Below are 24803 nucleotides of genomic sequence, written 5' to 3' on the forward strand. Positions count from 1 at the left end.
CACCCCCATTAGCACTGCTCTTATTAATGTTTGCCGGCTTTCTTGATGTTGCACAAGAAGGCCTTGTACTCCGGAATATGGGTATTCGGGTCGCCTACACTGGGTGTCAGGTCGTTGGCAGTGGCACCGGTGGCAATACCTTGATAACCAAAGCACCAGGGCATACCAATTACTTCAATTTCCTTGCCATCCACTGTCATGGGCACACAGACACCGGACACAGCAACTTTGCAGGTGATGGAACCACGAATGGTTTCAATCACCACATCATCACCGGTTTTAACACCGATTTTCTGGGCCAGTTTCGGCGAGATGTTGGCAAACATATGAGCAGAAATTTCTGCTAAGGTCGGGCAGTTACGGGTGACAGCGCCACTCTGGTAATGCTCGATTACCCTGTGAGTGGTACCTACATAGGGATACTGGGTAGTGGCGGTTTCAGCCACTTTACTGAAATCGCCTTTATATTTGGAGGCCAAAGGCATGTTTTGCTGCTTGGACAGGATATTTTGGATCGGGCTTTCAATTGGTTCATAATGCTCCGGCAAAGGTCCGTCCACGACACCCTTAACAGCAAACAGTCTTGCACGACCCTCTTCCAACATGAAATATGGAGTGGTTTTGTCCGGAGGAACAGGGGTCGGTTTGGCATTGGGATCTTTGGGATCCTTGGGCGGTTCGGCCGCCTTAAAGTCCGGTACATCCGCAGTGACCCATTTGCCTGCCGCAGCATCCCACTTCACAAGGGATTTATTCGGATTCCAGGGGTTGCCGGCAGGGTCTGCGGAGCAGCGGTTATAAACAATACGGCGGTTGGCCGGCCAGGCAAAGGCAAACTGCGGGAATAAGCCCAAGCCGGACTTGTCTTTGAGCAGTTTCCGCTTGGCAGCAACGGTGCCTGCCTCTTTATCCATCGCCCAGTAACCGCTGTGAATCCAGCAGCCACAGGCTGTGGAACCATCGTCCTTAAGTTTGGCAAAGCCGGGCAGGACTTCTTTGGTGGCTACATCGTAACCGTTAATCTCAATGGCCACCTGTTCAATGTTGGGTTCATCTTCGCCCGGTATGTCATAGTTCCAGACCATGTTCAAAATGGGATCCGGGAACTTGCCACCGCTCTGGTATTCTTTCTTGACAGCCTTGAACATCCTGTCGGCAATCCAGAGGTCACTCTTGGCCTCGCCCGGCGGGTTAACAGCCTTGTAACGGAACTGCAGCCAGCGACCGCTGTTAATGACGGTACCTTCTTTTTCATAGGACATGGCGGCGGGCAGCATGAATACTTCGGTCTTGATCTTGGCAGGATCAGCTTCGGGACGGTGCCAGAAAGCGGCAGTTTCAGTCTCGAACAGGTCCACTGCGATCAACCAATCCAAATTTTCCATGGCCTTGCGTCCCTGGAAGGAGGAGGGTCCGCCAACGGCGGGGTTTTGACCCCAGGCAATCATACCCTTAATCTTACCCTGGGACATTTGTTCAAAAATACCCATGTGGCTGCGGTTCTTGCCGTCATGCTTGGGCACCCAGTCAAAACGAAAATCGTTTTCTTTGGTGGCCTTGTCACCGTACCAGGCCTTTAACATGCTGATGAGGAATTTGCCCCGGTTGGACCAGTAACTGGTCTTGGTACGTCCTTATCGAGATAATCCTGCAACTTGCTGTGCTTGCTGGCATAAATCATCGGGTTGTAACCGGGCAGCAGGTGGTTCAGCATGGCAAAGTCGGTGGAACCCTGCACGTTGGACTCACCGCGCTGGGCATTCAGACCACCGCCGGCAATACCAATGTTACCAAGCATCAACTGTAAAACAGAGAGTGCCCGGCAGTTCTGGGAACCATAGGTATGCTGGGTGATACCCATGGCATAGATTACGTTACCGGCTTTATCCGGTCTGCCGGTGGAGCCATATAAGTCGTAGACTTTTTTCAAATTTTCCTCGGAAGTACCGGTAATCCGGCTAACTGTCTTCAGGTCATAACGGCTTACGTGTTTCTTCAGGATTTGGAAAGCACAGTTAGGATCCTGTAATGTAGGATCCTTCTTAATTGCTTCTTCCCGGATGCCGTCCTTCACCGGGTCGCCGTCCATCTGGTACTGCCAGGTCTTGGTATCGTAGGTCTTCTTACCGTCTTTTTCGGCAAGGCCTGAAAAGACACCGTCTTCAAATTTATATTCGGGATTTACTAAGAAGCTTGCGTTGGTGTAATTAACTACATAATCTTTAAAGTAAAGATTGTTTTCAATTATATAGTTAATCATTCCGTTAATGAACGCCATGTCGGTACCGGGACGCAAACGTACGAAAAGATCTGCCAGCCCTGCGGATTTGGTAAGTCTGGGATCCACAACAATCAGCTTGGCTCCCTTGTCCTTGGCCTTCATAACCCACTTCATGGACTGCGGGTGGTTTTCGGCCGAGTTGGAACCAATCATCAGGAAAACATTGGTGTTGATAAAATCAATAAAGTGGTTGGTCATTACACCCCGTCCGAAAGAAGCAGCCAGACCGGCTACTGTGGAGGAGTGTCAGAGGCGGGCGTGGTGCTCGATATTCAGGAGCCCCCACGATCTAAACATTTTGTGAAGCAGGTAGTTTTCTTCATTATCCAGGGATGCGCTGCCAAAGGTGGCAATGGCGGTGGTTCTGTTGACCGTTACACCCTTGTCATCTGTCTCTTCAAATGAAGCATCCCTTGTCTTCTTAATACGCTTGGCAATCTCAGAAAGGGCCCAATCCCAGCTCTTTTCTTCCCATTTGGTACTGCCGGGGGCCCTGTAAAGAGGTTTGGTTACCCGCAGTTTATTAATAACGCGGTTCCCACCCTTTTCAATTGTGTTATAGGTATCGATAATGGCATTACCTTTGGAGCAGATGGATCCTTCATTGATCGGGTGATCGGGATCTCCTTCGCAGTAGACAATTTTGTTGTCGTTGTTGCTATACAGAATAATACCGCAGCCGCAGCCGCAGAAGGCACAGATGGTGAAGGTTTCCTTAACTTTTCTGATTTTGGAGGGTAATTTCTCTCCGGTAATTTTTTCGTGGGACTCGGAAGCCAGAGCGGGGCTCGCCACTAAGGTCAGTCCCGCTGTCCCCAGTCCAAGATTTTTTAAAAAATCGCGCCTGCTTATTTTTCTCATGTAACCTTTAACCCCCTCGGTTTAACCGGGATTCTTTAGTATGGGTTGACTATTTGTCTGATTCTTCTTTAGCCTGAGCTTTTTCTTTATCTTTTTCTTTTTTCTCTTCCTGCTCAAAGCTGGCCGATGTGGCCCTTCTGAATTCGCTTACAGTCTTGCCCATGGCTTTACCCACTTCAGGCAGCTTACCGGGTCCGAAGATAATCAGGACCACAATTAAGATAAGAATGAGGTGAGTTGGTTGAAAAAGTCCCTCGAAGAAGATGTTCACTCCCCTTTCCAATGGTTGTATTTTGGGCATAGACAAGGTAACAACCCCTGTCAGACGCCACCCCATATTAAATTATGCCTGTATCCATTATGCCAACAATCAAGGTGCTTGGCAACATGAATATAAATTACTGTCTGAAAATTTAATAAACTTGTAAGTTATTGGGTATCCAGTGAACAATCTCCTGTCAGGAAAGCCCTCTACTTAACAGACCCTCCTTTCCAAAATATGATTATACAAGTATAATAATAACATATTTTTCGAACAATTTAAAAATACTGGTTTATCTACGGACAGGTGCATGCGTTAAATTTTTAACATTTGTTAAGGTTGTTCTTCTATTATCTTAATCTTTATACTATTGTAGATTTTTTTACGAATAAAATTTTTAGTTAATTGTTTCTTTATTAAACTTACAAATAATATTTAGAAAGATGTGGTAATCATTGGACAACAAAAGCCCCTTCTCTGCAATAATCCTGGCAGGTGGCAGCAGCAGTCGTATGAAAACGAACAAAGCGATGCTTGAAATAAGCGGTAAGACCATCATACAGATTATTATTGACCGTCTGGTTTCTCATTTTAAAGAAATGCTAATTATCAGCAATCAACCCGAACAGTATTCTCATTTCGGCCTGCCCATTTATGGTGATATTTTTCTCAATCAGGGGCCCCTGGCAGGGATTCACAGCGGACTTACACACATCTCCTCCCGTGGGGCTTTTTTTGTGGCCTGTGACATGCCCTTCGTCAACCTCGGTTTGGCCAGGGAACTGACGGCCAACCTGGATGCTTATCAAGCTGTGGTGCCCCGGCTGGGCCACTATTTACAGCCTCTCCACGCCGCCTACCGAAAAGATTGCCTGCCTGCGGTGGAAGATGCTTTGCAAAGGGAACGGCCGAAAATCATGTCTTTCTATGAACGGGTTAACATAAGTTATTTTGATTTTGACAAACACCCGCAATACCATTGGGATAAAGTTTTTTTAATGTTAATACGCCGGAGGATTACGAACAGGCTCTAAAGATGAAGATGTAAAACTCTTGAAAAGTTCTGCAGCCGAATTGTGCAGGACTTTTTTGTTTTGAATCTAAAAACTTTTTCTTTTGTTTGTTCGTATTTTGCCTTTTAGTCCGCGGCAATACCAGATTTTTATTTCTCCCGCCCTTTCCTGCCGTTTTCCGGTTTGCGCGCGGGTTCCGGTGTAGCCTGCCGCATCACATCTTGGGGGCGGAGGATAGCCGGTCGGTATTCCTGACAGATACCGGCGGGCGGACCAGTACCGCCAACATTTCCTTGGCGTTGAAGGGGATTAACGGCCACATATAAGGAATACCCATGGATTTGGTGCGAACCAAATAAGCCAGCACCAGCAGGGTTGCAATGATCAAACCAGGCAGCCGGAAGGCAGCGGTAGTCAGTAAAAGGAACAACCGGACAATTCTGACAGCCCAGCTCATCTCATAACTGGGAATCATAAAGGATGCTACGGCGGCAATGGCGGTATACATAATCACCTCCGCATTGAACAGGCCTACCGTAATGGCTACGTCGCCGATTAAAATAGCCGCGATAATACCGGTGGAAGTGGCCAGCGGGGACGGGGTATGTATCGTGGCCAACCGGATCATGTCGATGGCCAGTTCGGCCAACAGGAACTGCACGATGAGAGGAACTCTCCCCGTTTCATTGGGACCGATAAACCTTAGGGCCGGCGGAAGCAGTTCCGGCTGTACCGCAAACAGGAACCACAGGGGCAGCAAGAACAGAGATATCAGGATACCAATATATCTGACCCACCGAATGTATACCCCAACCGGCGGACCCTGCCGGTATTCCTCCGCGGCCTGCAGGTGATCCCATAACGTACAGGGTGTAATGATGATGCTGGGGGAAGTGTCCACCATCACCAGAATTCGCCCTTCCAGCAGGTGCGAAACAGCCACATCCGGGCGCTCGGTAAAGCGGACCTTGGGAAACAGGTGCCCGTATTTGCCCGGTTCAATCAGCTCCTCAATGGCCTTTTCCGCCATGGGAATGCCGTCAATCTTTACCTTTTGCAGTTTTTCTTTGACTCTTTTCACCAGTTCCGGGTTGGCAATATCTTCAATGTAAGATATACAAACATCTGTTTTAGAACGGGTTCCTACCTGCATTATTTCGTTGCGCAGCCGGGGGTCCCTTAACCGTCGCCTGATCAGAAGCGTGTTTATCAACACGGTTTCCACGAACCCGTCCCTGGGTCCTCGCACAACTTTTTCCAAATCCGGCTCCTGGGGTGCACGGGAAGGATACACCCGCAAATCAATGATTAACGCCTGCTCCTCCCCTTCGATCAGCAACGCCAGAGGACCGCTCAATACCTGGTCAATGACCTTTTCCAGGTCATCAACCACCTCCGCCTGGATATGATTGATGTGCTCGTTGAACAGCTTCTTCAAGCTGTTGGGACTCACTTCACCCCTTTTTAGCTCATCCAAATTGCGTAAAATCAGTGCCATTACTTCATCTTTTACAAACCCGTTGACAAAGTAAATAGCAATTTCTTTACCGGCAACGTTAAAGCGCCTTAATACGATGTCAAAACTTTTGCCATAGCCCAGGGTACTGTTTAAGTAAGCAATGTTTCTCTCCAGGTTGGCAGATACCTTTGGAGCTTCTTTCTCTACTGTTGCTGTTCCCACCGAAAACCACTCCTTTCTATGATTGCCTGCAAAGCCTGGGTGGTTACAGGGGCCCCGTAATGATAATCATCCGCCCCGTTCATCTTGCCGATGTCTCCGATGCCCACCACCGGAACCTCTAGGTCGTTAATAATCTCCACCGTATCCCCCCGGAGTTCATGGCTCCTGGTTGTTTTGCCGTCCTTATTCACCGGTCTTTTCACAATGGCACCGGCATCGGTTACCGACAGGTCCACCCTGGCCCCGTCCATGCAGTTTGTATTTGACGCCACAGCCAGTACTCCCAGGATATTGATGTCCGGGCTGTTGTAAACCTCCAGCATGGCCCTTTCGCCCTTGCCCTGGCCTGCCGATCCTTTGTCATCAAACATCACGATGACTGGGTCATGGGCTGCGGCCTTGATTAACTCCACCAATTGCTGACCGTTCATGCGGGACGGGTTCGCCGCTGACATGGAGATGCACCTGGCTCCGATGTTTCTGGCGGCCACCTCCAGGGTCCGGCGGGCGATCTGGTCCCCGTCCGTTACAATAATAACGTTTCTTTTTTGGGTCATCTAACCACCTACCCCTTTGGTTTAAATGCCAGGGCCGCCAGGTAACCAAATACCACCGCCGCTGTAATGCCGCCGGCTGCAGCACTTAATGCTCCCTTGAAGACCCCTAAAATGCCGGCTCTGCGGGCTTCTTCGATGGCGCCCTGGGCCAGCAGGTGACCAAAACCGGTCAGGGGCACAGTGGCTCCGGCGCCGGCAAAGTCCACCAGGGGCTGGTAATAGCCCAGGGAACTGATCACGACCCCGGCGGTGACAAAACCAACCAGGATATGCCCGGGGGTGATTTTATGGCTGGTTAAATCCATAAGAAGCTGCCCGATTAAACAGATGGTCCCCCCTACCAGGAAGGCCTTCAACAGCATCCTTTCCCCTCCTTAGCCTGCTTCCATGGCAACAGCATGTCCAATGCCGGGAATGGACTCCCCTTGCTGGCAGCTGCAGGGAGACAGCAGCGCTCCTGTGCCGACGCCCAGAAACCTTTTGATCCTTCCCTGATTGATTTGATCCAGTATATGACCGCAGGTGACCACCGCCGAGCAGCCACAGCCACTGCCCCCGGCATGGGTGTCCTGGCTTTCATCAAAGATCAACACTCCGCAGTCGGTGTAACGGTCGGAAAGGGCCGGCGCCTGCTGCTCAGTTAGCTTAATCACCAACTGCCGGCCGTATTTTCCCAGGTCCCCGGTGGCAATCAGGTCATAATCCCCGGGGGATCTACCCGTATCCCTGAAATGCTGCAGTAGGGTGTCTGCGGCAGCAGGGGCCATGGCTGCCCCCATATCACTGGCGTCGCCTTCACCAAAGTCAACGACCCTGCCAACGGTGGCATGGGTGATTCTCGTCCCCTGGCCCTCCGATCCCAGTACAATGGCGCCGGAGCCGGTTACAGTCCATTGTGCCGACATGGCTCTTTGAACCCCCTGTTCGGTAGGGAACCGAAACTGCCTTTCAGCTGTGGCATAGTGACTGGAGGCTCCCACCAGAACATACCGGGCAAATCCCCCGTCAATCAACATGCTGCCCAGGGCCAGCCCTTCGTACATGGTGGAACACGCCCCGTAAAGACCGATAAAGGGAATGGCCAGGCTCCTGGCAGTAAAATTGGCGGCGATGATTTGATTGGTCAGGTCACCGGCCAGCATAAAATCAATATCACCGGTTTTAAGATTTGCTTTTTCCAGGGCCAGTTCCATGGTTTCCTGAAAGATCCTTTGTTCAGCCTTTTCCCAGGTCTTTTCGCCGTAGTATATGTCCTCCAGGACTTTATCAAAAGAGTCTTTCAGCGGACCCTTGCCTTCCTTGGGCCCCGCTATACAGGCGGCAGCGATAATAACCGGGGGGTTGGTAAAAGCAATGGTCTGCTGTCCGATTTTTTTCACTGCTTTGATGCCTGAAACCCCCTTTGTTAACGTGAAATGATATAGGCAACCAGTCCCGCCAACCAGGCAGAGACAATACCAAAGACCAGCACCGGACCGGCGATGGTAAATAACCGGCTCCCACCCCGAAGACCATTCCTTCACTGCGAAACTCCATGGCCGGCGCAACCATCGAGTTGGCGAATCCCGTGATAGGAACAATGGTACCCGCCCCGGCGTATTTGGCGATTTCATCATAAATGCCCAACCCCGTAAAAAAGCTGCCAGAAAAACCAGAACAGCAGAGGTGGCCAACCCGGCGTCCTGAGTTGCCAATCCCTGGACCTTAAAATAATTTGTTAAAAGCTGCCCGGCGGCACAGATGGCTCCACCCACCAGAAAGGCCATAATGCCGTTTTTCAACACCGTGGGTTTGGGCTTTACTTGTTGGACCAGTTTTTTATATTCCTTTTTCTGCCGCTCGAAAGGATCGGGGGATTTCATTTTTCAGTCATTCCACACCACCTTTTAATAGTTTTTAGGGGCACCTGTGCCGGTGTCCCTGGTTTTAAATTACAAACCTAACGGTATTATGTGTCTTATGCCGGGATTTATGCTTTAGGCCTGTGAATTCAACCAGAGTCTATTAACCAAACTAAAAGGCCCTTAAGAATCCCTAAGGGCTTCTCAAGGGTCTTTCAATGATGGGCTTAATAATCGTTGTTACATGAGCTTCTTCATAACCGTCGCCTGGCCGTCCAGCACAACCACACCGTCCTGCCGGGTTGAAATCACCGGTCACACCGGCACATCGTATTCGGAAATGGTTTGGATAGGGAAGCCTGGTCACCCACTTGAATGTCAGAGAACTTAATATCGGGGTGTTTTTTCCTTCATCAGATCCAGGATCTTTTCAGGCACTTTGGCGGTCATATCGGTGACAATGAATCCGGGGGCCACGGCATTGACATAGAAACAAATTTTGGTATTCTACTTTACCAGAACAGATTGGGCCATTATTCGACCGATAAGCCTTTTAATTATCGTTTTTGTCGAACTCTGAAAGTCTATGTATACTTCCGGAAACAAAAAATCCGGTCACTGTGACCGAATTCCTTGTTCAACTGCCGGTTTGCAGCATTAATTCTTTTAGTTTTCTCAGGGCCTGACGCTCCAGCCGGGACACTTGCACCTGGGAAAGTCCCAGGCGGAGGGCCACTTCAGACTGGGTTTTGTCTTCAAAAAATCGCCAGAGCAGGATTTGTCGGTCCCGTTCGGGAAGTTCAATCAGCAGCTGCTTGACTGCCAGTTTCTCCAGCCAGGGGGAGTCCCCGTCCTCGTCGCCGCTTAACTGGTCCAAAATATAAATGGGGTCCCCGTCATCCTGATGCAGTGTTTCGTAGATGGAGGTGGGCGTTTGGGCCGCTTCCAGGGCATTGACCACTTCTTCCCGGCTAAAGCTCAGTTCATCGGCGATTTCATTGATGGAAGGTTCCCGTCCCAACCTGGCTGTCAGCCGGTCCCGGGTCTGTTGAATTTTGTAGGCCGTTTCCTTCAGGGAGCGGCTTACTTTTACCGGGCTGTCATCCCTCAGAAAACGTCGTATTTCACCCACAATCATGGGCACCGCATAGGTGGAAAACTTTACGTCATAGGACAAGTCAAATTTGTCAATGGCCTTCATTAAACCGATACAGCCGATTTGAAACAGGTCCTCCAGCTCGTAACCCCGGTTGTTAAACCTCTGTACCAGGTTGAAGACCAGTTTTAAATTACAGTTTACCAATCTTTCCCGGGCATCCGTATCTCCGGCCTGGGCCTTTTTCAGCAAATCCCTCATTTCCTTATCCCCAAGCAGGGGGAAGCGGGGAAGGTTCATTTCTAAAAGCCTGGTTGAGCTCATGGGCAACCCCGCCTTTTCTTAATTTGCCCGTGCCTTGGCGCCACGCAGCCCGATTTGTTTAAACATGGTCACCGTGGTACCCTGCCCCGGAGACGAATCCACCTGCAGGCGGTCGCTGAAGGATTGCATAAAAACAAACCCCAGGCCCATTCGTTCAGGGTCGGTGGAATAGGCCGGCTGCATGGCCAGGTCGATATCGGCGATGCCGGTACCACAGTCTTCCACCCTGATTTCCAAACCCTCTTTGTAAATGGTGACGATGACACGCACCGTTTTATCCGGTTTATTGCGGTAGCCGTGAATGATGGCATTGCCCACCGCTTCGGAAACCGCCACTTTAATTTCTTCCAATTCCGGTAAGGTGCAGTCCAACTGTGAGGCGAAGGCTGCCACAGCTACCCGGGCAAAGGCCACATTTTCCGGAATGCTGGCAAACTCTATGGTACACCGGTTGATAATCTTCACCATGACCACTCCTTTTAAACGATCTTGCTGAGGGCTTTGTTTTCGTCCGGGCAATCTTCCATGATTTGCAGGAGACCTGAGAGCTCCAAGATTCTTTTTACCTGCGGCTGTGCCCCCACCAGAATGACTTTACCCCCGGAATGGACCAGGCGCTTGTAACGACCCAGGATGACGCCTAATCCGGAACTGTCAATAAAGGTAACCCGAGATAAGTTTAAGATTAAATATTTGGTTTTCTTTTCCGCCAGTTGACTATCTAAAGCTTTGCGCAATTTATCCGCCACGCCCAGGTCCAGTTCCCCTCCCAGGCGGACTAGCAAGGTATCCTGTTGATACTCCATGTCCACGTGCATCCCGCCAGTCTCTCCTTCCCCAAAATCTTGTTACCAGTGTCAAGTTTCTACTTTTGCGGGAGAAAATCCTGCTAAATTTTTCCAAAATGAATGTCGAAAAAGCAGCCGTATGGTTACGGCTGCTTTTTCGAATTAATCCAGGCTGTAAACTCTGTCCAGCATATCATTTAACAACTGCAGGGGCGAGGCTTTCTTGACATCCCGGGCAGCCACCAGATCCACCTTCAAGATTTCCTGACCGTCTTTGGTCAAGACGTAGTTACCGATGATCTGTCCCTTTTTAACCGGGGCGTCCAGCATGTCCGGCAGGTTGATTTTACCCTGTACGGTTTTCTCTTGTCCTTTGGGGACAACCAGGCCAACCGGGTCTTTGGTAATGACTTTTACTTTATCAATTTCCCCTTTGCCTACCTCAATTTCCCTGACCACCTGTCCCGCTTCGGCCAGGTTCACTGCTTTGTACCGGGCAAAGCCGTAGTTAAACAGCTTGATGGTTTCCTGGAAATGAGTACGCGGCATGGGGCAGCCCAGTACCACCGAGATAAGACGCAAACCATCCCGTTTGGCCGATGCAGCCAAACAATAACTGGCTTCGTTGGTCCAACCGGTTTTGCCGGCATCTGCTCCGGGATACCATTTCAAGAGCTTGTTGGTGTTCCACAGCTTGAATTCCCCGCCCCGCAGGTCATATTCATAAATGGCGGAGACTTCCCGAAATAAAGGATACCGCAAACATTCACGCAGGATTTGGGCCATATCATAAGCAGATGTATAGTGATTGTCCGCCGGCAAACCGGTGGGATTGGCAAAATGCGTATTTTTTAAGCCCAGTTCTTTAACCTTGTCATTCATCATCGCCACAAAGGCTTCTTCCGAACCGGCAACCTGCTCGGCCATGGCAACGCTGGCATCATTGGCGGAACCGGTAGCAATGGAAATCAGCATTTCTTTGGCTGTCATTTCTTCGCCGGGCTCCAGGAAAATTTGCGAACCGCCCATGCCAGCGGCATGCTCGCTGGCCACCACTTTATCGGTCATTTTAATTTTGCCCTGGGCCTCTGCCTCGCAGATCAGCAGCATGGTCATCAACTTGGTGACGCTGGCCATAGGCCGGGACTGGTGCATGTTTTTGTCAAATAAAATTTGCCCGGAACTGTAATCCATCAAAACAGCAGTTTCTGCAGTGGTTTCCAGTTGGGCCGAAGAGGACGACTTATCTCCTGCACCGGCTTTGGGAACCGGCTTTGGCCCCTGGTTCCTCTCGCTTTGCCGGGTTTCCGCCGGGTTTTGAGCTGCCGGCACTGCCAGAGCAGCAGATAAACAAAGGGTTAAGGATAAAAGCAGGCATACTAATGTAATTAGGATTGTTTTGGACTTCCGTTTCATTGATTTTCCCCCTCCAAGGTTCTCTTTTCATCTGCTCCCTATTATTGTTATCTTTTGGCGGTGTTATATGCTGTAAAAGGGGGAGGGAGTTTTTGGAAAAATTCCTGTTCTAACTAACAACTCTGGGGTGCAACTCCGGGGTCAGGCCCAATTTATTGACTTATTAAGCACATAAGTCAATAAATTGGGCCTGACCCCAGGGTTGACTTATTTATGGGCTAGGACTGGTCATGCTCACCTTTTTTATTGTTCAACCCTAAAAAAAAGACCCTGATAATAGATCAAGGTCTTCGATTCTAATGAATATCAATTTCTAAAAGGAGTCAGATCAAACATTTATACCCCTCCATAATTTTTATGAATAGTATTGGCAATATAAATCGTTTTTATTGATTAAACAAACAGGGGACAATTCAAATCGGGGACGGTTCTTGACTTGAATTCAATCTTGTAAATTCAAGTCAAGAACCGTCCCCGATTTGAATTGGTTTAGCCTTGGTATTTGAATACCTCTTCTTTTGTTACTTTCCCCAGTATAAGATTTCCCCGGGCCGGCAATTCCTTGCCGATGCTGTAAGCTTGCCGGATGATCTCCTCTGCCCGGGCAGCACTTTCTTTATTTTTAGCGTATATTTCAAACAACGGGCCACCGGTTTCAACTCTGTCTCCGATTTTTTTATTAAGCACCACGCCAACGGACAAATCAATGACCGAGTCTTTGGTGGCACGTCCGGCGCCCAGGGACATGGCTGCCAGGCCCACCTGTTCAGCCTGAATTCCTGTCACGTAGCCACCAGCGTCGGCAGTAACGGTAACAGCAACGGGAGCAAGGGGCAACCGGTCATACCGCTCGATAGCCTCGGGATTACCGCCCTGGGCCGTGATGAACTCCCTGAACTTTTCCAGGGCCAAGCCGCTGTCAAGCACCTGCTCCAGACGGCTGCGGGCAGCTGCCAGGTTCTTTTCAATACCGGCCAGCAGGATCATTTCAGTACCTAACGTAAGACATAGCTCGCGCAAGTCCCGGGGACCTTCACCCTTGAGTGTATCAATGGCCTCCCTGACTTCCAGCGCATTGCCGACGGCGTAACCCAGGGGCTGGTCCATGTCGGTGACCAGGGCGACGGTTTGCCGCCCCACCCGGGTTCCGATGTCCACCATGGTCCCGGCCAGGGTAAAGGCCTCCTCGGGGTATTTCATAAAGGCCCCACTGCCCACCTTCACATCCAGCACAATGGCATCCGCCCCGGCAGCAATTTTTTTGCTCATGACCGAAGCTGCAATGAAAGGAATGCTGTCCACCGTAGCGGTGACATCGCGCAGGGCATAAAGTTTTTTATCCGCCGGGGCCAGGTGCCCGGTTTGGGCTACCACCGCCAGCTTTACCCTGTTTACCTGTGCCAAAAAGCTCCTGTTGTCCATGGCCACCTGAAAGCCCGGGATAGACTCCAGCTTATCAATGGTGCCGCCGGTATGGCCCAGCCCCCGGCCGGACATTTTTGCCACCGGGACGCCTGCGGCTGCCACCAGCGGTCCCAGTACCAGTGTGGTTTTATCGCCCACCCCGCCTGTAGAATGTTTGTCCACTTTAATGCCCGGTATGGCAGACAAATCTGCCTGGTCCCCGGAACGGGCCATGGCCATGGTTAAATCCCCGGTTTCCCGGGGGGTTAAGCCCTGAAAAAAGGCCGCCATCAGGAAGGCAGCGGCCTGGTAATCCGGTATGTTTTCCCTGGTATAACCTCGATAAAGAAGTTTATTTCTTCTGTGCTCAGTTCTTGTCCCCGTCTTTTCTTAAGAATGATATCCACCATGCGCATAGAATAAATCCCTCTCTTCTACCTTCCTTTAAAGTAATACTTCGGCAGCAAAGCTTGACCCGACCTTAAAGGGCAGGCCGAAGAAATCCGCCAGGGTGGCCGCCACATCACTGAAAGACGCCCGGACACCCAGGTCAACGCCGCACTTCACCGGTTTGCCGTACACCAGCAGGGGAACATATTCCCGGCTGTGGTCGGTGCTGTCGGTGGTGGGATCGCAGCCGTGATCGGCTGTAAGAATTAATACCTCGTCCGGCAGCATGGCCTGCATAATTTGAGGCAGCCTTTGATCAAATTCCTCCAGCGCCCTGGCGTAACCCACCGGATCGTTGCGGTGCCCGTAAACCGAATCATATTCCACCAGGTTGGCAAAAATCAGGCCCTGCCGGGAGTTTTGCATTAATTTAATGGTTTGGTCCACACCGTCCATGTTGTCTTTGGCTTTAACAGACTCGGAAATGCCGACTCCGGCAAAAATGTCGTAAATTTTGCCCACACCCATGGTCTTAATGCCGGCCTCCTGGAGGACCGTAAGAATATTGGGAGTTGGCGGGGGCACCGCATAGTCATGCCGGTTGGCGGTCCGCTTGAAGGAACCGGGCTGTCCCACAAAGGGGCGGGCAATGACCCGGCCCACCCGGTGCTCACCGTCCAGCAGTTCCCGGGCAATTTGACAAATCCGGTACAATTCCTCCAGGGGAATAATTTCTTCATGGGCCGCCACCTGGAACACACTGTCTGCCGAGGTGTACACAATGGGAAAACCGGTGGCCATATGTTCCTTTCCCAATTCCTCAATGATTTGGGTGCCGGAAGCCACCACATTGCCCAGCGACTTGCGGTCAATTCTTTTTTCAAATTCCGCAATAATTTCCGGGGGAAATCCCTGGGGATAGGTGGGAAAGGGGTTTTCCAGGATAATGCCGGCCAGTTCCCAGTGCCCTGTGGTGGTGTCTTTGCCCTTGGATTTTTCAGCCATTTTGCCATAGGCTCCCAGGGGCTCGGCAGCCGGCGGGACTCCCTCAATGGGATGGATATTGCCCAGTCCTAACCGGCCCAGGTTGGGAAGCTTTAATTCCTTTACTGTCTTGGCTACGTTGGCCAGTGTGTTGCACCCTTGATCCCCGTAATCACAGGCGTCCGGTAATTCTCCGATTCCCACACTGTCTAAGACGATCAATGTTACTCTGTTCACTTTTCTTTGACTCAACAGGATCACCCCTTATGCAATGGTCTCTCAAGCTCTCGGGTGGGCGTTGGTGTAAACCTCTCTCAGCCGGATTTTCGTCAGGTGAGTATAAATCTGGGTGGTGGAAATATCCGCATGGCCCAACATTTCCTGCACCGCCCGTAGGTCTGCTCCGTTTTCCAACAGGTGAGTGGCAAAGGAGTGCCTTAACGTATGAGGTGTGATCGGTTTATCGATTTTCCCTTCCCGGGCATATTTTTTGATAATCTTCCAAAAACCCTGCCGGGTCAATCTTTTCCCCTGCACATTGACAAAGAGTGCCGGGTGTTCGGTTTTTCCTTTGGTTAGTTTGACCCTCGATCTGGACAGGTATTCCCGCACATAGCGCACCGCCACCGAACCAAAAGGGATGATGCGTTCCTTGGACCCCTTGCCGAAGCAGCGAATGTACCCCATATCCAGCTCTACATCCTGCAGGTTCAGGGATACCAATTCAGAAACCCGGATGCCGGTGGCATAAATTAGTTCCAGCATTGCTTTATCCCTGATCCCGACAGGATCCGCCAACTGCGGTTGGCTTAGCAGGGTTTCCACTTCAGTGGTTGAGAGCACCTGGGGAAGCCGCTGGGCCAGCTTAGGAGATTCCAGGCTGGTGGTATGATCTTCCGAAATCACCCCGTCGGCCAGCAAAAAACGATAGAAATGCTTGAGAGCTGCCAGATGCCGGGAGATGGTGGCAGGTGCCTTCCCCTCCTTTTGTATTTTATAAAGATGCGACAAAATCTGGTTCCGGTCTGTCTGTGACAGGGAAGTAATCCCTTGTTTTCGTAGGTGCATCAGATACTGGCTGAGGTCTATTCGGTAGGAGCTAAGGTATTTTGGGCCAGACCCCTCTCAACTGCCAGGTAATGGATGAATTCTTCCAACCAGCGTTCCATTCTCCTCCTCCTTAACATAAAAAGTAGTCCAAAATTTTAGGACTACTTCAACAAAATCCATAGATTTCCTTTTTTTATTTTTCTCCCTGCTTATATTTTAGTAATTGTTCTATTAATTTTTCCAAAATTCCGTGTTCCCTTTCATGGTCACAGGCCTCGACAACCGGTGCACTCACTTTCATGGGGTTGCCGCTGGGTATCTTCTCCTGTGTGGAAAACCCGGACGTCTTCAACAAACTGGCCAGTTGCACCAGCAAAATGGCCAGTATGGTCAGGACCAGGGCAAACCGTAATCCCTTTAGTACTTTATGTTTTATCCTGGTAACAAAGACGACCAGCACGTATTTCCCTCCTTTTATTACAGGGATAAAAATGACTCGCTGTCGGGCTATCTTCAAAACTATGCTAATACGCCGGTTTTTAGACCAAACAAAAATTAGGACTATCACAAAACTAGAAATGTACCCATATCCTGACAGTAAGGATACAATATTACCGGAGGTGTTCCCCAGTGAATCAAAACCTTTTACGTACCCTGGACGGTCAGAGTCCCTTTACTCTTTTTTTAATTTTAATTTTATTAATATTAGGTACCGAGCAGGAAGTAGAACGCTACCTCGAAAATGCAAAAACCTTTGTTTTGGAAACCAAGCGTTCCCTGGAAAGCATTCGGGGAGGTTTTGAAAACATGCAGGCCAATATGTTGTCCTTTCATACTCATCTGATGGAGTTACAACAAAAAAAATAGTATTCTGCCGGGCCCTCAATGCAGGGCCTTTTTTTTGGCATATTGTTTTCTTGAATCAGCATAGGATGAGTTGAGGGTGGTGGAAGTTGGGAGGTGAGCGGTTGCAAAAGGGGAATATTTTCTTGCTGATTTTATTATTGATGGGCTTTGCTGCTGACTCCACTTTGCTGGCCACTGCTGCCTGTATCTTGTTAATCTTGAAATTAAGCAAGCTGCACCGGTTTATTGGCATTTTAGAACGACGGGGTCTTGAGGTGGGGCTGATCTTTTTAATGTTATCTGTTCTGGTGCCGTTGGCCCATGACAATGTTATTTATATGGACTTGCTTAAAAATACCATTTCCCCCCAGGGCATCCTGGCATTTATTGGGGGAGCGCTGGCCACCCATATGAACGGTGAAGGTCTTAAACTGCTGAAGCTGGACCCCCAGTTGATTTTTGGCATGGTTATCGGTTCAATTATAGGGATTGTTTTTCTGGGCGGCATCCCCATCGGCCCTTTAATGGCGGCGGGTTTAACGGCGTTATTTTTGGAAGTCATTTACTGGTTTAAATAAAATAGGCTCCCGCCTGTGTGATTTGGCCGGAGCCTATTTTTTATTCCTTTAAAAGATACCTGTTTTTATAATGCCAGGCCAGCACAGCCTCGGCAAAGGCAACCATTTTTTGGTCATACCGCCCCCGACCTGGCCGTTGCGCCGGCTTGGCAGTTCTCCTTTATCGATTTGTGCATAATCGGGCATACCCAACTCAGCAGCCATTTCGTTGCGAAATTCTTCCAGGGCGGGTTTTACATAGGGAACTAATTCCACCGGCACCAATCCTGAAAAGGCTGTTGCTTTAATAAGATCATAGGGCAAATCTAGCGGGATCAACTCTTTTGACATGCTGTTTTCCCTCCTAGAAAGATTTGCTTTAAGGTAAGAAATTAGCTTTCCCTTTGTTTGATAGTATTATGCCCTTAAAAAACAGAAATTATGTAGGAACTTTTTACAATTGTTTGCATTAAATTCCTCTATTTAATCAAAATATTCACGGCTGCTTTGATTAAGTCCGGCGTGATAAAAGCTTCCACCAGGCCTGCCGCCGCAGCGATACAGCAAACAACCAGGATCAGGAGGTGGTACCCGATCAGGCCCGGCAGCACAGGATTTCTGGAATTAAGAAACCTTCTGATCAGCAGCCAGGAAAAGGACAAAGCCGCCACACCGGCCATAAAAACAGCCGGCATGAGCAGGATATTCTGCGGCAGCACCGAGGTTAAGGCAATGACCACTCCTTCACCGGCCCTTTCCTTGGTCAGAAAACCCACCGTAAATCCCAGGGAAAACCCTCTGGCAAACAACAGGGCCAGGATGGCCGGTGTTCCAATGACGGTGAGTCCCAGGAAATAAATAAGACCGATAAAGAAAAGGTTATTGGTAATGGTGCTTTTCACCACCTGGGAACGGTCCACCGCAACAGTGCCTACCTGGTTGACAAAGCTGTCCAGAACCACCGAAAGCTGTCCGGCCTGCCCGCTGTCGAGGTTGTGGGCTCCCCAGTTGCCAAAGCAAATGCCGGCTGTGAGAGTTACCAGGGCTAACAAATAAATGGGCCAGCTCTCACGCAGGGAGGATTTCCACATTTTTTTGAAACTATTTGCCAAGCCATCACCCCGCCATGTCCAAGAACTGTTGACAACTCCTGTACATATCTATGCGGGGAGATTGGTCAAATAGTACCCAAGGTTAAAGAAAGCCCCGTACCGCTTGGTCGGGTGCTAAGTATTAACAAAGTGCCTTGAACTTGCAGGGGTGGGTTCTGTTATCCTTAGCGAACGACTTGGCGGAGCACCGGAAACAGTCTTGTGCCCGGAGCGAGCCGTAGTGCTGTCGGTGCGGAGCATTGGAGAGAGCGGGGATAACAGAACCCACCCCGCCCCCCGGGTATGCATACTCTGTGATTATCGTTTGGTCAGGAGCCATTTATTTGCCAGCCAAGAAACCTTCTTCGATAATCGCCTTCATAATGTATTCCGCCGCCAGCAGGTCTTCCAGGGAGTTGGCGCTGGCCGCCACCACGCAAATGCCGGTATTGTACTGATGGGCCGCTTCGATGGCTCTCCGGGCGGCGGCCCTGGCCGGGGCGGCAGCTTTTTTTCTCAGGGTTCTGGCCACCGTGCCGGTGGTCACTGCCGGAGCGCCGGCGGTAAAGGCGGCATCATAGGCAACACCCCCGGTTCCGGTGGCAGCCACCACAACTTTGCCCGACAGGTCACAGATTTTGGATGTTTCAGCCCCCAGGTTGGGAATAATGGCGGTTACTTCTGCGCCACCCTGGCGCACCCCCGCCAGCAGCCTGGATGCATTTTCGGCCCTTTCCCGGTCGGTCCCCACCCGGGGTTCCGTCACCAGGACCACACTACTGCCCGCCGCCAGGGCGATTTCCGCTGCCCGCCTGCCAACGGCTTCAGGGTTCAGCTCCACCGGCGGGGAAGCGCCGTCCGGACTGGCTCCCAAAACGGCCAGTGCCCCGGCATCCAGGGCAGATTCCAGGGTGGTGGACATATCAATGACGTCCACCACCACTACCACCAACCCCTCCCGGGCAGCCCGGGCGGCCCCGCTGGCATTGGCCGTCAGGGTAACAAATTTCATCCTGCTAACTCCTTTCCAAAGATTGTGCATTGTACTAAGAAATCTAAAATTAAAACGGTGCCTGGTACCTAAGATATTAAGTTATTTGTGACATAGATGCCGGCGGCTCCGGCAGCCAGGAAAAATTCCCGGTCCTGCTCCACAGTCCGGCCCATGGTGGTGACTTTGATGTTGTATTCTTGCAGGGCCTCCAGGGACGGTTGGGCGTCAACAACGGCGATATCATGTTTCTGACTGATGCCGCTCTCTGCAGCCTGCTGCAGCAGCAGTTCCAGCTTCGCCGGCTCCAGCTTCGGTAGGGCCACCGTGGCTTTGGTTAAGGCGATCTTCCCCAGGGCGGTACGGGTATGGTGCTGATGCCCCGGTGCCTTTCCCGGACATCCGCAAAGCTGATGCGGGGGATGGCAACGGGTTTGCCGCCCAGAACAGTGACGGCATTGATAATCTCGCCCTGCTCCACCCCGGTAAAGCCGTAGCGGGAACCACTGCCCACAATGCCCGGTCCCATGGCCGCAATGATAACATCCGCTCCGGCCACGGCCTTACAGGCCAGCAAACCCGTATAGATGTTGATGGCCTCCAGATCGCCCCCAAAGGCATGGCCGCAGGTGACGGCTTGGTGAAGGAGGCCCTTTTCTTTGAGTTCAAAAACCATTCTGGACAGGGCCATGGGAAGGGCTGCACCGTCGGTCATTAGGTAGCTACCTTCAGCTTGCCGCCACCCAGTTTTTTAATGGCGGCTGCCACCGGGGCAAGCATGCTGTGGAGAGTGCCAATAATCACAGGGGTCCCCTCCAGGGAATCCGTTTGCTGCATGATCTCCGCATAGGGACTGTCCGGTTCCTCCACCGCCAGGACCTTTACCTGACAGGGGCTGTAACGCAGTTTCATAATATGTCCTTCTTCGGAAACATCTTTTTCCGGGCTGGACAGGTTTCCCATAACAAAATGAGCACCTCCGGTGCCCAACTTTTTATAAACGGCGGTGGTATTTAAAATCACCTTATCCCCCGGCTGCACGGTCCTGTGAGATCATCATAGTTAACAGCCCGCTGGGTCTCGCCCTGCATTTCTACCAGGCATTCCGTAATACCCTTTCTGTTGCCGGTGATTTCTTTTACGACCCCCAAACGAGTACGAATCAAAAAAAGACCTCCTTGATTTTAAGGTTGGTTATAACTCAATAGTATGGTCGTGGAATTTTATGTAAACTAAAACCAGTTCTACCTAATGCAATTATTTACATAATATCTTCTCTCTAAACTTTTGTTTAGTTGTCTAACTTTTATCCAACTTTTTCTCAATCTCACCCAGACGGTTCTTATTTCACGCAACTCCTCCTCTATTTTCCCGAAATGATTCTTAGAGGTACGGCCTGTTAATAGAACACAAGCCATACGACCCAACACTACCATAATCACCACAAGAACAATAAAATTGAAAAGCTGGGCTAGCAAGGTCGCGTTAAAACCTAAACTTTCCATGGCACTACTCCTTTATTGCCTGGGCCACCTTGATGATCTCAACCATGAGTTGCGCGTTTGCCACCAGGTTTTCTTCGGTAATAAATTCCTCCGTGGTATGGACCTTGGACATGCCAATACCCAGATTGGCGCAGGCGATGCCCTGGCCGTTGAAAATATTGGCGTCACTGCCACCGCCGGTTTGCCCCAGGAACGGCTTGACCCCGATGTTTTCCGCTGCCTGCATGGCAATGCGGACCGGCAGGGCCTCCGGCGCCAGATTGATCGGGTCGTATTCTTTTTCCACCTTAATCACCGCTGTGGCTCCGAATTTCTCCGCTGCTTTGTTTATTTCATCCACCATGTGATCGATTTGGTCCTTTGCTTTGGCAGGGTTAATGCTGCGGGCTTCACCTTTGATGGTGGTTTGTTCCGGCACAATATTGGTGGCCACCCCGCCGGCAATCACGCCGATATTGGAAGTGGTTTCTTCATCAATGCGGCCTACCTTCATGCCGGCAATGGCGTGGGATGCCACCACGATGGCGTTAATGCCCTGTTCCGGGGCAATTCCGGCATGGGCTGCTTTTCCTTTAATGGTGGCAGTCAAGCTGTACTGGGTAGGGGCTTGGATAATGATTTCCCCCGGGGGACCCCCGCTGTCAAGAACAAAACCAATCTTGGCCTGAATACAGTTGTAGTCCAAATTTTTGGCGCCCACCAGGCCGATTTCCTCTGCTACGGTAAAGACCACCTGAATGCCGCCGTGGGCGATATTCTTTTCCTTAACCACCCGCAGGCACTCCAGTATGGCCACGATGCCTGCTTTGTCATCCGAGCCTAAAACGGTGTCGCCGGCGGAGGTGATGACACCGTTTTCCCGCCTGGGTCTGACTCCTTTGCCCGGTTTTACGGTATCCATATGGGCGGAGAGCAGCATGGGTCCTTTTCCCCCGTTCCCTGGCAGGGTGGCAATGACATTGCCGGTTCCCCGGCCTACCTCTACATGATCACCGGCATTATCCTCAATCACTTCAAGACCCATGGCCGCCAGTCTCTCCTTGAGCAGGTCGGCCAGCTGCCGTTCTGCACCGGATTCACTGTCCACCTGGACCAGTTCCATAAATTCCTGAACTACCCTTTCTGCGTTAACCAAAGGGGTCACCTCCAGAATTTTCTACCTGCTGTCCACCAACTTAATACATGGTTAAAAGAAAGTCAAGCCGGAAGCATACATTTCATTCTATGCCACCGGCTTGACTGATTTTGGATTCTTTTTACTTTTTCATCTCCCTGACCAACTGCACACCCTTCTCCAGGGCCTGCTGGTTAACCGGAATCATGTTGTGACGCCTGGCAGGCAGCACCTTCTTTAAAGATTCCACCACAGACTCAATAGAGACAATGCCGGTTAATTCAATTAAAGCGCCAAGAATAACGTTGTTGGCAACTTTTGTATTGCCTAACTCTTCGGCAATCTGGTTGGCCGGAATTTCCATTACCTGAACGTCATCCCGTTTTACCTTCTGGTCAACCAGTGAGGAATTGATCAGAATGTATCCCCCGGGCACCACGGCCTTTTCAAACTTATCTAGGGAGGGGCGGTTCATCACAATCAGTGTGGTGGGTTCGGTGACCAGGGGCGAACTGATGGGATCGTCGGAAATCGTGACACCACAGTTGGCGGTACCGCCGCGCATTTCCGGACCATAGGAAGGAATCCAGGCCACCTGTTTATTTTCAATCATTCCTGCGTAGGCTAGCAATTGACCGGTGGAGAGAACCCCCTGGCCGCCAAAGCCTGCAATCAAAATTTCCTGCAGCATTTACTTCACCTCCGCCGGTTCTTTATATACACCGAGAGGATAGTACGGAAGCATGTTGTCCGCCAGCCACTTGAGAGACTCTTTGGGTGACAGGCCCCAGTTGGTAGGACAGGTGGAAAGAACTTCCACCAGGGCAAAGCCCAGCCCGGCCTGTTGAACTTCAAAGGCCTTCCGGATGGCCTTCTTGGCCTGCATGATATGCTTGGGATCATGTACCGAAACACGGGCAATATAAGCCGCCCCGTCCAGGGTGGACAGCATTTCAGAAACCTTCACCGGCAGGCCGGCAGCATCCTTTTCCCTTCCTTCGGGTGGTGGTTGTCTTCTGGCCCGGCAGGGTAGTGGGTGCCATTTGACCGCCGGTCATGCCATAAACGGCGTTATTAACAAATATAGTAGTAATTTTCTCGCCACGGGCAGCGGCGTGAACAATTTCGGCGGTTCCGATGGAGGCCAGGTCGCCGTCCCCCTGGTAGGTGAACACCATCCGGTCAGGCAGTGTGCGCTTGATCCCGGTAGCCACGGCGGGAGCACGACCATGGGCAGCCTGGAACATGTCGATGTTAAAATAATCATAGGCAAACACAGAACAGCCAACGGGGCAAACACCCACGGTGTTATCCCGGATTCCCATCTCGTCAATCACTTCGGCCACCAGGCGGTGGATAATGCCGTGGGTGCAGCCGGGGCAATAGTGGAACTGCTTATCCGTCAGGGTTTCCGGACGCTTAAACATAACCTTATCTATTATTCAGCACCCCCTGCCATGATTTTCTTAACCTCTGCCAAAACATCCTTGGCCAGGGGCACCATACCGCCGCTGCGGCCATAGAAGCAGACAGGCTTTTTGCCGTTGACAGCCAGCCTTACATCTTCAACCATTTGGCCCATGTTCATCTCAACACATAAAAACTTTTCAGTGTGCTCCGCAGCTCTGGCGTAAACCTCGGACGGGAAAGGCCACAGGGTAATGGGCCGAATCAAACCGGCCTTAATGCCTTCCGCCCGGGCTTTATCCACCACGGACTTGGCGATACGGGCCGCGGTGCCAAATCCCGTTAAGACAATTTCCGCATCGTCCAGCTGGTATTCCTCCCAGCGGGTTTCCTCGGCGGCAATCACTTCATACTTGGCATACAGTTTTTTATTCAGTTCTTCACAGACCTCAGGCACAATGTATAAGGAATTGATAATATTGGGTTTTCCTCTGCCCTTTAAACCGCCGGCAGCCCAGGGCTTGGCAGGAATCTCAGGCACTGTGACCTCATCGGCCAGTTCCACCGGTTCCATCATTTGCCCGAGGATACCGTCCCCAACCAGCATCACCGGTGTCCTGTACTTATCGCTTACGTCAAAGGCCACCTGCATCAAATCGATAATTTCCTGTACGGACGCAGGGGCCAGTACAACCAGCTTATAATCGCCGTGGCCACCGCCTTTGACAGCCTGGAAATAGTCGGACTGGGCCGGGGCAATGTTGCCAAGGCCGGGACCCCCCCGCATAACGTTCACAATCACACAGGGCAGCTCAGCCCCAACCAGGTAGGAAATCCCTTCCTGCATGAGACTTAACCCGGGGCTGGAGGATGAAGTCAGTACTCTGAAACCGGCACCGGCAGCTCCGTATGCCATGTTAATGGAAGAGGTTTCACTTTCCGCCTGTAAAAAAACGCCTCCTACCTCAGGCATACGTTTTGCCAGGTAGTGAGGTAACTCACTCTGGGGGGTAATGGGATAACCAAAGAAATGACGGCAGCCGGCCCGAATGGCTCCCTCGCCGATGGCCTCGTTCCCTTTCATCAGCACCTTGCTCAAGCCTGTTTCTCCTCTTTTACGACTTCAATTACCACGTCCGGACACATGCGGGCACACATGGCACAGCCCTTGCATTTATCCATCTCTACCACCGTTGCCGGGTGAAAACCCATGGCATTAAAGTGTTCTGCCCGGACAATGATCTTTTCTGGGCAAACCGTGATGCATAGTTCGCAGCCTTTGCAGCGCTCTTCCCGGAATGATACTGTGGCCAAGTTCTATTCCCTCCTTGATTCGTTAATTGA

The 24803-nt window shown here is 50.9% G+C and carries 20 protein-coding genes and 7 pseudogenes; 3 read left to right on the forward strand and 24 right to left on the reverse strand.

Annotated elements, in window-relative coordinates; genetic code table 11:
- Positions 1 to 23: 23 nt before the first annotated feature.
- Positions 24 to 3142, reverse strand: a pseudogene (gene fdnG, locus P378_RS14570) (formate dehydrogenase-N subunit alpha).
- Positions 3143 to 3191: 49 nt separating this feature from the next.
- The gene (tatA, locus tag P378_RS14580; RefSeq protein ID WP_099083755.1) at positions 3192 to 3443 is read right to left on the reverse strand and encodes a twin-arginine translocase TatA/TatE family subunit; all 252 of its coding nucleotides are present in this window, start codon (positions 3441 to 3443) and stop codon (positions 3192 to 3194) included.
- A 473-nt stretch (positions 3444 to 3916) separates the two neighbouring features.
- On the opposite strand from tatA, the gene mobA reads away from it, so the two are divergent.
- Positions 3917 to 4438, forward strand: a complete 522-nt coding sequence (mobA, locus tag P378_RS14585; RefSeq protein WP_238473269.1) for a molybdenum cofactor guanylyltransferase — start codon at positions 3917 to 3919, stop codon at positions 4436 to 4438.
- 128 nt (positions 4439 to 4566) lie between these two features.
- Here the strand turns inward: mobA and P378_RS14590 are convergent.
- The 13 genes and pseudogenes from P378_RS14590 to P378_RS14650 all read right to left on the reverse strand — a co-directional run bounded on the left by P378_RS14590 (position 4567) and on the right by P378_RS14650 (position 16408).
- Positions 4567 to 6098: pseudogene (locus P378_RS14590) on the reverse strand (spore germination protein).
- On the reverse strand, positions 6080 to 6655 hold the full coding sequence (spoVAEA, locus tag P378_RS14595; RefSeq protein WP_099083756.1) for a stage V sporulation protein SpoVABEA: 576 nt from the start codon (positions 6653 to 6655) through the stop codon (positions 6080 to 6082). Before spoVAEA ends, P378_RS14590 begins: the two are co-directional and overlap by 19 nt.
- A gap of 8 nt (positions 6656 to 6663) precedes the next feature.
- Complete coding sequence (gene spoVAE, locus P378_RS14600; RefSeq protein ID WP_099083757.1) at positions 6664 to 7017, reverse strand: stage V sporulation protein AE; 354 nt, start codon at positions 7015 to 7017, stop codon at positions 6664 to 6666.
- 12 nt (positions 7018 to 7029) lie between these two features.
- Complete coding sequence (gene spoVAD, locus P378_RS14605) at positions 7030 to 8043, reverse strand: stage V sporulation protein AD (RefSeq protein WP_099083758.1); 1014 nt, start codon at positions 8041 to 8043, stop codon at positions 7030 to 7032.
- A gap of 17 nt (positions 8044 to 8060) precedes the next feature.
- Positions 8061 to 8517: pseudogene (gene spoVAC, locus P378_RS14610) on the reverse strand (stage V sporulation protein AC).
- Between the two features lie 616 nt (positions 8518 to 9133).
- Entirely contained in the window at positions 9134 to 9916 is a 783-nt protein-coding gene (gene sigF / locus P378_RS14615; protein WP_099083759.1) for an RNA polymerase sporulation sigma factor SigF, read from the reverse strand.
- Positions 9917 to 9934: 18 nt separating this feature from the next.
- On the reverse strand, positions 9935 to 10381 hold the full coding sequence (gene spoIIAB, locus P378_RS14620; RefSeq protein WP_099083760.1) for an anti-sigma F factor: 447 nt from the start codon (positions 10379 to 10381) through the stop codon (positions 9935 to 9937).
- Positions 10382 to 10395: 14 nt separating this feature from the next.
- Entirely contained in the window at positions 10396 to 10734 is a 339-nt protein-coding gene (gene spoIIAA, locus P378_RS14625; protein WP_099083761.1) for an anti-sigma F factor antagonist, read from the reverse strand.
- Positions 10735 to 10866: 132 nt separating this feature from the next.
- Positions 10867 to 12120 carry a D-alanyl-D-alanine carboxypeptidase family protein gene (locus P378_RS14630; RefSeq protein ID WP_099083762.1) on the reverse strand — a complete coding sequence of 418 codons (1254 nt, stop codon included), beginning with the start codon at positions 12118 to 12120 and terminating at the stop codon, positions 10867 to 10869.
- A 489-nt stretch (positions 12121 to 12609) separates the two neighbouring features.
- A pseudogene (locus P378_RS14635) lies at positions 12610 to 13940 on the reverse strand (pyrimidine-nucleoside phosphorylase).
- A 28-nt stretch (positions 13941 to 13968) separates the two neighbouring features.
- Positions 13969 to 15150, reverse strand: coding sequence for a phosphopentomutase (locus P378_RS14640; protein WP_099083763.1), 1182 nt, complete (start codon positions 15148 to 15150; stop codon positions 13969 to 13971).
- Positions 15151 to 15177: 27 nt separating this feature from the next.
- Positions 15178 to 16067: pseudogene (gene xerD / locus P378_RS14645) on the reverse strand (site-specific tyrosine recombinase XerD).
- 74 nt (positions 16068 to 16141) lie between these two features.
- Positions 16142 to 16408: a hypothetical protein gene (locus P378_RS14650; RefSeq protein ID WP_099083764.1), complete on the reverse strand. Its 267-nt coding sequence runs from the start codon at positions 16406 to 16408 to the stop codon at positions 16142 to 16144.
- A gap of 170 nt (positions 16409 to 16578) precedes the next feature.
- Between P378_RS14650 and P378_RS14655 the strand changes: the two genes are divergently transcribed.
- Positions 16579 to 16815 (forward strand): hypothetical protein, encoded by a 237-nt coding sequence (locus P378_RS14655; RefSeq protein ID WP_099083765.1) that lies wholly within the window; start codon positions 16579 to 16581, stop codon positions 16813 to 16815.
- Between the two features lie 101 nt (positions 16816 to 16916).
- A complete protein-coding gene (locus tag P378_RS14660) occupies positions 16917 to 17372 on the forward strand; it encodes a DUF441 domain-containing protein (protein WP_099083766.1) in 456 nt (151 codons plus the stop codon).
- 48 nt (positions 17373 to 17420) lie between these two features.
- Here the strand turns inward: P378_RS14660 and P378_RS14665 are convergent, their stop codons facing one another.
- The 9 genes and pseudogenes from P378_RS14665 to P378_RS14710 form a co-directional block, all read right to left on the reverse strand.
- Positions 17421 to 17702, reverse strand: coding sequence for an alpha/beta-type small acid-soluble spore protein (locus P378_RS14665; RefSeq protein WP_238473270.1), 282 nt, complete (start codon positions 17700 to 17702; stop codon positions 17421 to 17423).
- 128 nt (positions 17703 to 17830) lie between these two features.
- A complete protein-coding gene (spoIIM, locus tag P378_RS14670) occupies positions 17831 to 18463 on the reverse strand; it encodes a stage II sporulation protein M (RefSeq protein WP_238473271.1) in 633 nt (210 codons plus the stop codon).
- 319 nt (positions 18464 to 18782) lie between these two features.
- Positions 18783 to 19454 (reverse strand): hypothetical protein, encoded by a 672-nt coding sequence (locus P378_RS14675; RefSeq protein WP_099083767.1) that lies wholly within the window; start codon positions 19452 to 19454, stop codon positions 18783 to 18785.
- Positions 19455 to 19522: 68 nt separating this feature from the next.
- Positions 19523 to 20599: pseudogene (locus P378_RS14680) on the reverse strand (DUF3866 family protein).
- A 343-nt stretch (positions 20600 to 20942) separates the two neighbouring features.
- Positions 20943 to 22073: a M20/M25/M40 family metallo-hydrolase gene (locus P378_RS14690; RefSeq protein ID WP_099083769.1), complete on the reverse strand. Its 1131-nt coding sequence runs from the start codon at positions 22071 to 22073 to the stop codon at positions 20943 to 20945.
- 121 nt (positions 22074 to 22194) lie between these two features.
- Entirely contained in the window at positions 22195 to 22743 is a 549-nt protein-coding gene (locus tag P378_RS14695) for a 2-oxoacid:acceptor oxidoreductase family protein (protein WP_099083770.1), read from the reverse strand.
- Positions 22744 to 23479, reverse strand: a pseudogene (locus P378_RS14700) (thiamine pyrophosphate-dependent enzyme).
- 11 nt (positions 23480 to 23490) lie between these two features.
- Positions 23491 to 24558 (reverse strand): 3-methyl-2-oxobutanoate dehydrogenase subunit VorB, encoded by a 1068-nt coding sequence (locus P378_RS14705; protein WP_099083771.1) that lies wholly within the window; start codon positions 24556 to 24558, stop codon positions 23491 to 23493.
- On the reverse strand, positions 24555 to 24773 hold the full coding sequence (locus P378_RS14710; RefSeq protein WP_099083772.1) for a 4Fe-4S binding protein: 219 nt from the start codon (positions 24771 to 24773) through the stop codon (positions 24555 to 24557). The genes P378_RS14705 and P378_RS14710 overlap by 4 nt, the downstream gene beginning before the upstream one ends.
- Between the last annotated feature and the right edge of the window lie 30 nt (positions 24774 to 24803).

This window comes from Desulforamulus profundi (assembly GCF_002607855.1).